Origin of the sequence: Paenibacillus sp. GCM10023250 (assembly GCF_042653205.1) — a bacterium.
GTDB lineage: Bacteria > Bacillota > Bacilli > Paenibacillales > Paenibacillaceae > Paenibacillus_Z.
The window spans coordinates 65,565-79,005 of record NZ_JBHSHY010000014.1; the positions used below are offsets into that span (position 1 = coordinate 65,565).

Annotated in this window: 13 protein-coding genes; all 13 read right to left on the reverse strand. The window is 63.6% G+C overall.

All coding sequences use genetic code 11. The annotated features are described in order from the left end of the window. Nucleotides 1–57: 57 nt before the first annotated feature. Entirely contained in the window at nt 58–261 is a 204-nt protein-coding gene (locus ACFPB1_RS13480) for a copper ion binding protein (RefSeq protein ID WP_379226030.1), read from the reverse strand. Nucleotides 262–279: 18 nt separating this feature from the next. Then, nucleotides 280–630 (reverse strand): metal-sensitive transcriptional regulator, encoded by a 351-nt coding sequence (locus tag ACFPB1_RS13485; protein WP_379226033.1) that lies wholly within the window; start codon nt 628–630, stop codon nt 280–282. A 237-nt stretch (nt 631–867) separates the two neighbouring features. Then, nucleotides 868–1,584: a hypothetical protein gene (locus ACFPB1_RS13490; RefSeq protein ID WP_379226034.1), complete on the reverse strand. Its 717-nt coding sequence runs from the start codon at nt 1,582–1,584 to the stop codon at nt 868–870. Nucleotides 1,585–1,954: 370 nt separating this feature from the next. After that, the gene (gene abc-f, locus ACFPB1_RS13495) at nt 1,955–3,763 is read right to left on the reverse strand and encodes a ribosomal protection-like ABC-F family protein (RefSeq protein WP_379226036.1); all 1,809 of its coding nucleotides are present in this window, start codon (nt 3,761–3,763) and stop codon (nt 1,955–1,957) included. A 530-nt stretch (nt 3,764–4,293) separates the two neighbouring features. Continuing rightward, nucleotides 4,294–4,569: a YqkE family protein gene (locus tag ACFPB1_RS13500; RefSeq protein ID WP_379226038.1), complete on the reverse strand. Its 276-nt coding sequence runs from the start codon at nt 4,567–4,569 to the stop codon at nt 4,294–4,296. A 68-nt stretch (nt 4,570–4,637) separates the two neighbouring features. Next, nucleotides 4,638–5,663, reverse strand: a complete 1,026-nt coding sequence (locus tag ACFPB1_RS13505) for a HoxN/HupN/NixA family nickel/cobalt transporter (protein WP_379226040.1) — start codon at nt 5,661–5,663, stop codon at nt 4,638–4,640. Between the two features lie 139 nt (nt 5,664–5,802). Beyond that, complete coding sequence (locus ACFPB1_RS13510) at nt 5,803–7,224, reverse strand: sulfatase-like hydrolase/transferase (protein ID WP_379226041.1); 1,422 nt, start codon at nt 7,222–7,224, stop codon at nt 5,803–5,805. Nucleotides 7,225–7,244: 20 nt separating this feature from the next. Beyond that, nucleotides 7,245–8,129: a helix-turn-helix domain-containing protein gene (locus ACFPB1_RS13515; protein WP_379226043.1), complete on the reverse strand. Its 885-nt coding sequence runs from the start codon at nt 8,127–8,129 to the stop codon at nt 7,245–7,247. Nucleotides 8,130–8,166: 37 nt separating this feature from the next. Next, a complete protein-coding gene (locus ACFPB1_RS13520) occupies nt 8,167–9,591 on the reverse strand; it encodes a sulfatase (protein ID WP_379226045.1) in 1,425 nt (474 codons plus the stop codon). Between the two features lies 1 nt (nt 9,592). Continuing rightward, the gene (cysC, locus tag ACFPB1_RS13525; RefSeq protein WP_379226047.1) at nt 9,593–10,153 is read right to left on the reverse strand and encodes an adenylyl-sulfate kinase; all 561 of its coding nucleotides are present in this window, start codon (nt 10,151–10,153) and stop codon (nt 9,593–9,595) included. A 31-nt stretch (nt 10,154–10,184) separates the two neighbouring features. Next, a complete protein-coding gene (locus ACFPB1_RS13530; RefSeq protein WP_379226049.1) occupies nt 10,185–11,183 on the reverse strand; it encodes a Gfo/Idh/MocA family protein in 999 nt (332 codons plus the stop codon). Continuing rightward, nucleotides 11,176–12,609: a sulfatase gene (locus tag ACFPB1_RS13535; RefSeq protein ID WP_379226051.1), complete on the reverse strand. Its 1,434-nt coding sequence runs from the start codon at nt 12,607–12,609 to the stop codon at nt 11,176–11,178. The genes ACFPB1_RS13530 and ACFPB1_RS13535 overlap by 8 nt, the downstream gene beginning before the upstream one ends. Nucleotides 12,610–12,631: 22 nt before the next feature. Continuing rightward, nucleotides 12,632–13,435, reverse strand: coding sequence for a sugar phosphate isomerase/epimerase family protein (locus tag ACFPB1_RS13540; protein WP_379226053.1), 804 nt, complete (start codon nt 13,433–13,435; stop codon nt 12,632–12,634). Nucleotides 13,436–13,441: the final 6 nt, after the last annotated feature.

Genomic DNA, 13,441 nt, shown 5'->3' on the forward strand with positions numbered 1-13,441 from the left:
ATTTTCGAGCAAAAAAAGAGGCGCCATAGCGCGGGAAGGAGCCGCTTGGCAGCTCCGTTATTTCGCGACGTCGTAACCTTGGTCTTCGATCGCTTCCTTAATCGCGTCCAGCGATACTTTGGCTTCGTCGTACTCGACGGCGACGGAACCGGCAGCCAAATCGACTTTCCCGGCGGCGCCGGCCTTCACGACCGCGCCTTCAACGGCTTTCACGCAATGATTGCAGGACATGCCTTCGACTTTCAACGTAACGGATTGCATGGATAATCGCCCCTCTGCTTATTTGATTAATTTATTCATCGTGCTCATGAGTTCCTTGACGACGTCGTGATCGCCTTCCTGAATGCGTTCGATGACGCAGCTGTTCAAATGATGCTCCAGCAGCAGCTTCCCGACGCCGTTCAAGGCCGACTGGACCGCCGCGATCTGGTTCAGCACGTCGTCGCAATACGTATCCCGCTCGATCATGCCCTTCAGTCCGCGAATTTGGCCTTCAATGCGATTCAGGCGCGAGGTCAGGTTGCCCTTCGCCTTCTCGGAATGATGGCTCTTGCGCTCCGCGCCGTCCGTATGGCAGTGCTCCCCATGGTCGATATGCTCGATAGGGGCGATAGGATCAACTTGTTCCATCGTCCGAAGCCTCCTTCGCTCTTATCATACAATACCCCCCTAGAGTATTTCAAGAGGGCACTCGAAATTTATTTCGCGCGCGGACAGCGGGCCCGGCTTCCCGCGTTGAAGCCGAGCCCTCGCGTCCACAAACGCGCGGGTTCCGAAGAACGCCGCGAGCCGCCGCTCCAGCCCCTTCCCGGCAGCCGCGCGAACCATTCGGCCGAGCCGGCTGATCTCGGGCAAATCAACCATAGATTACAGCATATTCGCCGAGGATGCCAGCTCGCGCGCGACGCGCTCCCATATCATATCGGTCATCATGCGCAGATTAGAGCCCCGCTCAGGATGCACGAACGGTGCTTCCTTACGAAAATAATACTGGTGGCCGCCGATCGTCGCGATCGGCACGATATGCATCGGCGCATACTTGCGGCGGTTCCAATACGGCAAGCCGTATCGGCTGCGGCTGAAGCCGCCCCAGCTGCCGATGCGGGTAATGAAGTCAGCGCATTCGCCCTTCTCGTTGACCGCCACCACGTAATGCACTTTGCCGGCATGCTCCTGCCGGATCCGCAGCCGTGGCGAGCCGACCTGCACGACGCGCCAGTCCGGGATCGTGCCGTCCCGGCTGAGGAGCACCGCCGTCTGGTAAGCGGCGATTCCGCCTCCGCTGTGCCCGATGAACAGGACGGGGCGCCCGGCCGACAGCTGGCGCACCTGATCCGCCACCGCCTTGGCGCCGATCTGCACCGTCCGGCCGAGCCGCGACAGATCGCAGCGGACCTTCAGCAGCTGGCGATAAAAGTTGTGCGTGTGGTCGCCGTACGGAAACAGCTCGCGGATGCGCGAGCTTCTCCCGGATTCCGCGTAACGCCGCTGCAGCTCCTTCACGCATTCCGCGAAGATCGTCCGCGACGAACCGACGCCGGCCATGAAATAAATATCCCATTCGAAAATCGCTTCGGCCTGCATGCCTATCACCGCCCCATTGGATCGCCGAATGCTGGCCGGTTCGGCGTTTCATGCCTCTAGTATGCGGCGATGTATACGGTCACATACACGGTCGCAAACGGTTACTACATCGTATTCCGCGCGCTCGTTCTCCGTTTCCGTGTTTTCGTGCAGGCCGAGGATGGCTGCGGCCCCGCTTCGATCTCGTATACCCCCCGGTCGTATGACTCGGCCTTCGAAGCGCTTCGTCAGGAACGACATTCGCGCAGCCTCCTCTATGGCTCCGTGCGACTGCCGCCCGCGGGAAGTTTTGATCCGACTTAGATCCGGCATAGGTCCGCGTCAGATCTGCCTCAGGTCCAACTCTGGTCAGATCTGCCTTAGCTCCGCCTCAGCTCCCGTTCAGTTCCCGCTTCTTCGCGATCTGCTCTGCGAGCTCCGCGTCCAGCTTGGCGTAATGGGCGTCCGTCGGCTTCAGCTTGCCGATCTCCCCCAGCAGATACGAGATGCGCGTCGTGACGAGCAGCAGCTCTTCCTCCCGCCGCTGGTTCTCCGCCTGCTTGGCCGCCCGCTGAGCGGCCTTATCCCGGCCTGCCCCGCGTTGGCCGCCGGCTTGCGGACGATCGTCCGCGTCCCTGCCGGCCGTACGGTCCGCGTACGCCCGATACCCGCTCTCCCATCGCCGAACCGCGCCGTCCTCGATGACCAGCAGCTTGTCGCACAGCTTCTCGATCAAGTACCGGTCGTGGGAAACGATGATCAGCGTTCCCGCATAGGTGCCGAGCGTATCCTCGAGCTGCTCGCGGCTCGCCAGGTCCAGATGGTTCGTCGGCTCGTCGAGCACAAGCACGTCATGCTCCTGCAGAATCAGCCGTGCCAGCTTGATCCGCGTCCGCTCGCCCAGGCTCAGCTGATGCATCGGCTTGGTCAGCATCGCCTCGCCCAAGCCCATGTTCGCGAGCAGCGTTCTCGCTCTCCCGATGTCGCTGCGGAGCGCGAACGCGTCCCCGAGCAGTTCGAGCACCGTCCGGCTGCCGTCCAAGTCGTTCACGTCCTGCGTCAAGCAGGCGATCCGGGCCGTGGGGCTGACCCACAGACGGCCTTCGTCGACGGCCGCACGGCCGTGCAGCATGTCGATCAGCGTCGTCTTGCCCGCGCCGTTCGGCCCGATCAGGCCGAGCTTCTCGCCGCGCTGGACGTAGAACGAGCTATCCGCGAACAGCCGCCGCTCGCCGAACCGCTTCCCGATGCGGTCGGCTTCGATGATCCGGCGGCCGCGCTTCGCGGGATCGTCCCAGCCGAAGGCGACCGTCGCTTCCTCCTTCGGTTTCTTGACGCCGTCGTGCTCGATCCTCTCCAGCCGATGCAGCCGCGACTTGATCTGCTGGTCCATGCGCTTCGCCTTGCTCCGGTAAAATTCTTTCATGCCGCCCCGCGTCGCGGCCGTCTTGATGGAATCGCGGTGCGCTTTGTCGGACCAGGTCTTCAGCCGCGCGATCTCCGCTTCGATCTTGCGCTCGTACTTCCGCTGCTCCTCGTAACGGTGCAGCTGGCTCGCCGCGCGGCGCTCCTTCTCCTCCCGGTAGAACGTATAATTGCCCGGATAATCGGCGGATTCGCCGTCCTGCAGCTCGATGATCCGGTCGACCGTCGCGTCGAGGAAATACCGGTCGTGCGAGATGACGAGCGTCGTGCCTTCGAAGGTCCGCAGCTCGCCGATCAGCCAATCGACGCCGTGAAAATCCAAATGGTTCGTCGGCTCGTCGAGCAGCAGGATATCCGGCTTCGCCGCCCACACTCGCGCGAGCGCGAGCTTCGTCTTCTCGCCGCCGCTCAAGCCTTCGAGCCGGCCGGCGTCCCAGTCCTTCACGTTCTTCAAGCCGAGGCGGCTCGATACTTCCAGGAACCGCCGGCTCTCGGGTGTTTCTTCGCTGTCGTCCGCATGATCCCCGAACGCATGAACCGTAAACGAGGTCGACTGGCGCAAATACCCGATGCGCAGGCCGGCCGCATGATAGGTCAGCTTGCCGCCGTCCGGCTGCAGGGCGCCGAAGATCAGGTTCGCGAGCGTCGTCTTGCCGGCGCCGTTGTTCCCGACGAGGCCGATCCGTTCCCCTCTCGCGATATCCGCGTTCACGCGAGTCAGGACGGCCTTATCGCCGAAATGCTTCTGTACCTCGCGTATCGTCATCAATGTCATTATGCATCACCACTCCGTTTCGATTGTTCGAATTGCTGGCGGGGGCGATGATGTTCGAAGATGCGGCAGAGGGGATGTGCGGCGCAAAAAAAGCCGCGGGGCACATGCCCGCGGCTGCTGACGTCGAAATCGGATACGTCGCAATAAGAATGACCGTACGAGAACGCCCGGCCAAGCAGTGGCTCGGCACGCAGCGTCCGCTACACAGCGAGACGCCAAAAAAGCGTTCTTTCCGCAGGAGTCATCCCGATTAGACACACGTAACCCATTCCGCTTCGCACGGGGCAAAGCCTCTCTGACCGTTCTATTCGAAAATCATGAACGACAGGGAATTAAGTCCACATGATGTCTGCCTGGATACCTCCGATACGGTTGAATTACTGCTATTATAGCACGATACGGCTTCGAAATTGCAAGTCCCGCGAGCAAAAAACCCGCGTTCGCCCGCGCCGAAAGAAAAAAATCCCCATCCGCCGAAGCGGAAAGGGATGTCGGACGGAGGCCCGGTCAGTGCTGTTCGTAAGGGCCGCTTAGCGCTTATTCGACCGCCAATCCATGCTGCTGTTGTTGAGCAAATATTCGAAATCGTTCTCAAGCCGCTTCTGTTCCGCCTTGCGGGCTTCCTCCTGCTGAATGCGCAGGTCTTCCCGCCGCTTCTCTTCCGCCGACTTGAGGTCCTGCGCCGTTGCCTTCAGCTTGTCGAGCACGTCGGGCCGGAGCAGGTCCTTCAGCGTCGCCGCCTTCTCTTCCTTCGCCTGCGCGTTCGATTGCGCGGAAGCCGGGCGGTATTTATCTTTCTTGGCCATGCGATCACCTCGATTATTTGCCACCATTATAGCAGGCGCAGCGGATCCCTGCCAAGCGGCAAGGGCCGTCAGCCGGCCAAATCGGTCCGTTCCTCAAACTTCTTCGCCTTCCAGACGGCGGCCGATACGAGCCAGGCCAGCGCGAACAGGCCGACGAGAACGTAACCGAGATCGCCCAGCTCGATGCCGTTCACCCAGGCCGCGAAAGGCCCATGCAGCCGCAGCCGCTCCGACAGGATTTGCAGAATCTCCACGCCGCCGATCAGCAGCGCGGATACGACCGACACGGCCGTCACCGTGACGTTGTAATAGATTTTGCGCAGCGGCGTGTTGAACGCCCACTTGTACGCTTTCGCCATGAACATGCCGTCGGCCGTGTCAAGCAGGCTCATGCCCGCGGCGAAAAGCACTGGCAGCGCCATAATGCCGAGCACCGAAGCCGAGCTCTTCGCCGCGCCGGCGGAGATCGCCATCAAGCCGACCTCCGTCGCCGTGTCGAAGCCGAGGCCGAACAAGAAACCGAGCGGATACGCGTGCCAGCTGCGGCCGATCAGCCGGAACAGCGGCCGGAACAACCGGGCGAACAGGCCGCGCGACTCCAGCAGCCGCTCGAGCTCCTCGCCGCTCTGGCCGCCGGCGCGCATGCGGCGGAAGATTCCGTACAGGTTGAGCAGGATGAAGAAGTTCAGCACGCCGATAAGAATAAGGAAGACGCCCGAGACCGAAGTGCCGATAAGGCCGCCGGCATCCTGCAGCGCGGGCAGGTTCGTTTGAATCCATTTGACCGAGCACGCGACGGCGAGCACCATCAGGAACACGACCGACGAATGACCGAGCGAGAAATAAAAGCCGACGCCGAGCGGGCTGCGCCGCTCCTGCATAAGCTTGCGCACCGTATTGTCGATAGCGGCGATATGATCCGCATCGAAGGCGTGGCGCATGCCGAGCGTGTACGCCAGCAAGCCGAGGCTCCACAACGCGGCGCCGCCCCGCGCGGCGTACGCAAGGGCGGCGATGCCGATTACGTGCAGCGCCAGGACGACGGCGACGTACCCGAACCATGATTTGCGGCTTGTCCAGAGCTGCTTGAACATGATAGACCTCCTCGTACATGTCACTTAAACTGACATTGACTAGAGTCCATTATATAAGCACCGCCCGGAAAAAGCTATGCCGACCCGCATCGCCAACGACTAGACCGTCCGCAAGGAACGTTCTTGTCCGCCCGCGGCTTCATGCCCGATCGTCCGCGATCGCCCCGCCTAGCAGCTGCCGGCGGGTCCACTCATTCCCGACCGCAGGGTCCTCGTCGGCGCGCAGCTGCTCGTATAGCCGCTTGCGCAGCTCCGCAGCGCGTCCGCGGTGCGCTTCCTCGCCGATCAGGTTGACGAGCTCCGCCCCGTCGCGCTCCAGATCGTACAATTCGTCCACGTCGGTCAGGTTCCAGATGTATTTCCATGACGGCGTCCGGATCATGCGCTGCGTATACAGGCCGAACTGCTGCCCGTTGTACGAGGCGACGACCGCGTCGCGCCACCCGTCGGGCGGCGAGCCGTCCGGCGATGCCAGCAGCGGCGCGAGCGACCTTCCGTGGAACGGACGGTCCGGCGCCGCCTCGACGCCCGCGAGCTCGAGCACCGTCGGCGCCAGATCGAGCAGGTTGTAGACGAATGCGCCGCTCCGCGTCCCCGGCTGCTCCCCTCCGGGAAGGCGGATCATGAACGGGACGCGGACGACGTCGTCGTACAGGATGTAATGCTTGTCGATCATCCGGTGCGAGCCGCACATGTCGCCGTGATCGGCGGTGAAGATCACGACCGTATCGTTCGCGGCGCCGGACCGCTCCAGCGCGTCCAGCACCCGGCCGACCGCGTCGTCGAGCTGGCTGATGATCCCGTAATACCGGGCGACGATCGGCGCCCAGTCCGGCCAGTCGTAATCCTGCAAGCCCCAGCTGTATGTCTGCTGCCGCTGGATGTACGGCTTGCCGGCGAACGTCTCGCGGAAGCCGTCCCATTCCGGCACGTCCGCCGGATCGTACATGTCCGCGAAGCGGCCCGACGGCCGGCACGGCAGATGCGGCTCGGAGAAATGCAGCGCCAGATGCCAAGGCCTGCCTTCCTCGCCGAGCCGCTCCATCGTTTCGATCGCCCGTGCCGCGAACCAATGCGTCCCGGCGTCTTCGACCGGCACGGGGTTCGTCTCGCCGAAGAACCCGTTCGCGTACGTCGCGTCCGGGTAATTGCGCTTGCGGAAGGCGGCGTACTCGTGCTCGCCGACATACGATTCGTAGCCGAACGCGGTCGGATCGCGGTCGGGGTTGACGCCCCATTTGCCGAGGAACGCGGTCGCGTACCCGGCCTCCCGGAGCTCCTTCGTCCACGTGAACTGCTCCGGCTGGAGGCAGCCGACCGGCAGGAACGCGCCGGAATTCCACAAGGCGCCGAATGTCTCCGCCCGCCTGCCGTGCAGCATCGACTGCCTTGCCGGTCCGCAGACCGGAATATGGGAATAGGCCTGCGCGAACAGGACGCTCTGTTCGGCAAGCCGGTCGAGATTGGGCGTGCGGACGGGATAGCGGCCGCTGCTGCCGAGGCAATCGTAGCGCAGCTGGTCGGCCGTGATCAGCAATAGGTTCGGCTTGCGGTCGTTCACGCGAAGCAGCTCCTTTCTCTTCAGCCCGTCGAGCGGTAATGGCTCGGCGAGCAGCCGACGTGGCGCGCGAACAGCCGGTTGAAGAACGACTGGTCCTCGTAACCGACCATCGTCGCCACGACGATGACCTTCTCGTCCGTCTCGAGCAGAAGATGCTTCGCCCGCTCGATCCGGATCTCGTGCAGCACCTCGAAGACGCTGCGGTCGTATTCCTCGCGCATGAGCCGGTTCAGCTGCCGGATGCTCGCGTTGAACAGCGAAGCCAGCGACTGAAGCGTAATCTTCTTCTCGTAATTGCGCTCCAGGTAGCCGTGGATCCGCTTGGCCGTCATCTCCCGCTCCAGCTGGCGGGGCGACGGATGCGCGCGCTGCTGCTGCAGCAGCGAGTAAGACCGGGAGAGCAGCACGAGCAGCTCGATCAGCCGCAGCCGGATGATCGTCTTGTGCCCGGACGGGCGGCCGTTCATCTCGCGGATCATGCCCTCGAGCAGCGCCAGCACGTGCGACGCTTCCTGGCCGTTCAGGTTCACGCGGTGGTTGAAGCGCACGTCGTGCGTGAGGAACGGATGCACGTAGAAATAGTCCATCGAATTGGTGATTTCAAGCTCGGTCAGGAGCGCGTCCGGAATAAAGGACGGCATGAACAGGCAGTTGATGATTTCCATCTGCTCCCCGGGCTCGACCGCGTACGCGTGCGTCTCCCCCGGGTTGATGATGAACACGTCCCCGGTCTGGATGTCGTACCTCGATCCTTGGAATAAATGCTGGCCGTTGCCGCGCACGACGAATACCAGCTCGACGAATTCGTGGCCGTGCTCGTCGATGCTGCCTTGGACCGTGCGCGTGATCCAGAACGGAAACTCCGACTTCATGTAGTGGTTGCTGCTCAGGATCGCTTCTCTCATGCATGACCCACCCTTACGTCAGTCTGTCCTGTACGGTTTACAGATGCTGCTTCTCGGCTGCCGCGCGGTCGAACAGCGCGCGGTCCGGGTTGCGCCGCCATGCCTCCCACGTCATGCCGGCGCCGTTCAAGATCTGCTCGATGCGCCGCCGGAACGGCAGTCCCCGGCGCGCGAGCTGCTCCTTCATGGGATCCGGACGTCCGGCGAGCTTCTCCGCGACGAACGCGTTCAATTGACTCTCCAGGGCATCCGCAACGTCTGTCCGCGCGTCCGCCAGGTTCACCGTCTCGAGCGGATCCTCCAGCAGGTCGTACAGCTCGCGCGGCGGCCGGCGGAACGGCCCCGCGTCATACGTCGCGATGAACTTGTAACGGTCGTTGCGGATGCCGCGGGCCGCCTGCCAGGCGCATTCGCTGAGATAGATCGTCTCGCGCGTGCCCGCCTCGCTGCCCTCGATGGCCGGCCACAGGCTGCGCCCGTCGAGGCCTTCGGGCACGGCGAGACGCGCCGCGTCGATGCCCGCCGGCGACTCCCGGCGGACCGCCTCCAGCAGGGTCGGCAGCAGGTCCGCTTGCTGCACGAGGCCCGGCACGCGGCGGCCCGGCGCGATCCGCCCCGGCCAGCGCATAATAACCGGCACATGGACCGTCGGCTCGTAGAGGCCGCAGTGGTCCCAATAGATGTCATGCTCCGTCAAGCTTTCGCCGTGATCGCCAAACAGCACGAGGAGCGTGTCGTCCCGTATGCCTAGCTTCGCCAACCGGTCGTCGAGTTCCTTCAAGCGATCGTCCAAATACCGGATTTCGGCGTCGTACAGCGCGTCGTAGTACGCGGTATCCGTGACGCTGCCGACTAGGTCGTAATGGTGGTGCTTGAAGAACGGATACGCCGTATGGTTGTACGCCGGCTCCATGCTCTTGTTCGCCGGATCGAATGGATCCCGCCCGGCCTCGTAAAATTCCGGCACGTACGAAGCTGGCGGCAAGTACGGCGTGTGCGCGTCCCAATAGTGCAGGAATAGGAAGAACGATTCGTCCTTGTGCTGCTCCAGCCAAGGCATCGCCAGCTCGTTGACCTTCATCCCGTCGATCCAGCGGTTGCCGCCGACCGAATTGATGTAATGGTTGTAGCCTCGGGCGAACCATTCCTTGAGCTGGTACAGGTTGTCGACCGCCCCGGTCGTGAAGCCGGCGGCCCGCAGCAGGTTCGGCAGCCACTCCACCGACTTCGGCAGGTGGGTCAGGTCGGAGCCGTGCGAGACGACGCCGGTCGTCAGGCCGATCTTGCCCGTGAACACGCCCGTGTGCGCCACCTCCGTCGGAATGTCCGCCGCGTACGCCCGTTCGAACAGGACGCCTTCCCGCGCGATCGCATCCAGGTGCGGACTGGTCCGCTTGCCGTAGCCGTAGCCGCCCAGCCGAGACGCCCGCAGCGTATCGAGGGAGACGAGGATGATCTTCATCCTAGATCACTTCCTTCCCGGCCGGAGGCTGGAAACGGTGCTGCTTCCGGTCCAGGTACGCCAGCACGGTGCGGACGTTCTCCTCGAGCGGCACGGTCGCCGTGTGCAGCGTCAGCTGCGGGTCCTTCGGCGCCTCGTACGGATCGGAGATGCCCGTGAAGCGTCCGATCTCGCCGGCGCGGGCTTTGGCGTACAGCCCTTTCACGTCCCGCTGCTCGCAGACGTGCAGCGGGCAGTCGACGTAGATCTCGACGAAGCCCGGGATGCGTTCTCTCGCATACTCCCGCATGGCCCGGTACGGGCTGATGGCCGATACCAGGACGTCGACGCCGTTGCGCGCCAGCAGGTTCGCGACATAGGCGATGCGCGTCACGTTCTCGAACCGGTCCTCCATGCTGAAGCCGAGCCCTTTACAGATTCCGGCCCGCAGCTCATCGCCGTCCAGCAGCTCGACCTGCCGCCCGCGCTCGCGCAATTGCCGTTCGACGGCGGCCGCCGTCGTCGTCTTGCCGGCGCCCGACAAGCCGGTGAACCATAATACCGCGCCCTGACTGTTGTTCATGTGTGAACTCTCTCCTTCTCCTGCAGCATCCCTACGAAGGGACTGTAACGGGAGCGCCGCCGAGCCGCTGCGATTGAATCGCGGCCTCGATGACCTCTTGCGCCGCAAGCGCGTCCGCGCCCGATGCCGTGATGTCCGCCGGCTTCACGCCGGCCTGAAGCTCTTCGATGAACCGGTTAATGCGATGCTCGAACGTGTCGTCGAACCCTTTCATGCCCCCGAACAGCGGATTGCGCACGACCGTCAGCTCGTCGCTGTCGTGGGGGTAGTATGTCATGCTTTCGTAGACGTTGTCGATGACGATCCGGCCTTGGTGGCCCGCCACTTCGCAATATTCGATCGGATGCCGCATCGACATGTCGTAGCTGCCGGTCAGATGGCCGACGGCGCCCGAGGCGAATTCCATGTTGACGGACACCGTCGACCACGACTTGCGTCCCGGCGCCTTCGTCATGAAGGCCTGCACCCGCTTGATGTCCCCCGCGAAATACCGCATGACGTCGATGGAATGCGGATGCAGCGCGCGCATGTGCAGCCACTCCGTGTCCTCCTGCGGATTTTGGATGGTCAGCCGCATATTGAGGAACAGCAGGGAGCCGAGCTTGCCGGCGTCCAAGAGCGCCTTCGCCTTGTACGCCGCCGGCGTGAACCGGTGATTCAGGTTGCAGGCGAGCGGGAGGTTCCGCTCCCGGGCAAACGCGACCATCCGGCGCGCTTCCTCGATATCGTTGGATATCGGCTTCTCCACGAACACGGCCTTGCCCGCCTCCAGAGCGGTCATCGCCGGCTCGTAGTGATGGCTGCCCTTCTCGACGCCGGCCGTCGCGACGATCACGGCGTCGACTTGCTCCCGTGCCAGCAGCTCGCGCAAATCCGTGTACGCCGGCACGGCGTGGAGGCGGCCCGCCGCCTCCGCCCGCTCCGGCATCAGGTCGCACACCGCGGCCAGCGTCGTGCCGGGGTGATGCTCGTATGCCCGGCAGTGGATCTTGCCGATATGGTTGACGCCGACGACCGCGACCCTAATCATTGCCGACCGTCTCTTTCTCCTGCTCCTGCTCTTTCACCTTGTCCTTCGCCTGCAGCGAGCGGGCGCTCACGATGGAGCCGATGTAAAGCGAATTATACGCCTCTTCCGAGGACGTGAACTGCTTGTTCTGGCCGTGCCAGTTCGTGTTCGTATAGATCGGGTTCGTCCGGTTCACTTCATCCTCGCGCTTGGCAATGTAGTCCAGCATGCGGCCGCGCAGGAATTCCACGACCTCGGGCTCCTGCTCCGCCACGTTCACGTTCTCTTCCGGATCGCGGATCAGGTTATACAGTTCGACCGCCGGCTTGCCGTGAAAGTCCGGCTCGAGCGCGACGATGAGCTTCCATTCCGGCGTCCGCCAGCCGTGCTTGCGCATCCAGGTGCACTCCGTGATGTACAGCTCGGTCCGCTCCGCGGCGGAATCGGTCTCGCCGTTCATGAGCGGCACAAGGTTGCGGCCGTCGAGCGGTTCGCCGGCTTCCACACCGAGCAGGCTCAGTACGGTCGGCATGATGTCGGCGATGACGCTGACGCTCTCGACGCGCTTGCCGGCGGGCACGCGGCCCGGGAACTTGAAGATCAGCGGCACGACGAGCGTGCAGTCGTACAGGCCGTGGTGATCGAAGAAGCAGTCGTGCTCGTACAGTGTCTCGCCGTGGTCGGCCGTGATGACGACCAGCGTCTCGTCCTCGATGCCCATGTCGTGCAGCTTCGTGAACAGCGCCTGCATGCAGGCGTCCATATACGCCACGGCGCCGTCGTACTGCGCGGTCACGTATTCCTGGTCGGTGACGTCCTCGCCGATCCACGACTTCAGGAAGTCGCCGAACGGCTTGAAGCCGAACACCGGCTCCATCGAGCGGTTCGCCGGATCCTTCTCGTCCTTGCCGTAGAACATCCGGTCGAACGGCAGCGGCGGCAAGTACGGCGAATGCGGATCCATATGGCGCAGGAACAGGAAGAACGGCTTATCATCGGCCGCGAGGCGCTCCAGCTCCGGAATCGCGACGTCGTTCAGATTCTCGGCCTTCGGCGTGCGCCCGGTCGTCTCGTCCGGCACCCACGATTCATAGTTCAGATACGTCTGGAAACCGCGGGACGACGGGTTGCCGGTGAAGCCGACGCAGGTCGTATTGTAGCCGTTCTCCTCCAGCACCTCGGCAAGCGTCTTCACGTGGCCGCCGAGCGGGCCCTCGTGGCGCAGCGCCACGACATCCGTGCCGAAGACGTCGCGCCCCGTCAGCATGGAGGCGTAAGCCGGCGTCGTTGGAATGCTGGGGCTGAAATGCTGCTCGAACAGTGCTCCTTCGGACGCGAGCTTGTCGATGTACGGCGTCGTCAGCCTGCCGTAGCCGTACCCGCTCATATGGTCGCGGCGCAGGCTGTCGATGCCGAACAGGATCAGATTCGGTTGTTTGGCGGACATGGTCGTTCCTCCTTGGCGGCGCTTAGCGCGCGCCTAATTGTTTGAGGCAGGCGTTCAGGTAGCCGTAGGATTCGGCCGCGACGGCCGTCACTTCTTCGATCGCATGCTCCGGCGACGCGCCGATGACCTCCAGCACGACCGGTCCGTCGTAGCCGGCCCGCACCATCGCCGCGCAATAGCCGTACAGGTCGATGTCGCCCCGGCCGCACGCCTGCAGCTGAATCGGGCCCGGTCCTTGCTCGCGTCCCTTGCAATCGCGGATATGGATATGCTTCACGCGCCCGATGACGGCCGGCAGCGCTTCTTCGGCGTTCTCGCCGGAGCGGTGCACGTGGCTCGGGTCCATGTCGATGCCGAACGCCGGCGAGGCGATCCGCTCCATGGCCGCGAGCGTCGTCGGCGTGTTGTAGATCGCGTTGCCCACATGCGCTTTCACGCACAGCGTGACGCCGTGCGACGCGGCGATGTCGGACAGCCGCGCCAAGTTCGCGATGGACGCTTCGAGGTCCGCCTGGGCGCCGGATTTGCCGCCCGGCCCGACGTTGACGACCGGGATGCCGATCGCAGCCGCCGCCTGGAACGCCGGAATCAGACGTTCGTCGGCGAGGGACGCGACCTCCATGGACAGGAACTTCAGCCCGTGCTCGCGGACGATCGCCTGCAGCTCTTCCTTCTGTTCCTCCCAGCGGTTTAGGTCCAGATGCTCGCACATGCCCTGGATGGCGGAAATTTCGACGCCGTCGTAGCCGCAGGCCGCGATCAGGCGGGCCGCCTCGGCGAAATCGTAGTTCTTGAACAGCACGGAGTTGACGCCTAATGAAATCATGAAAGG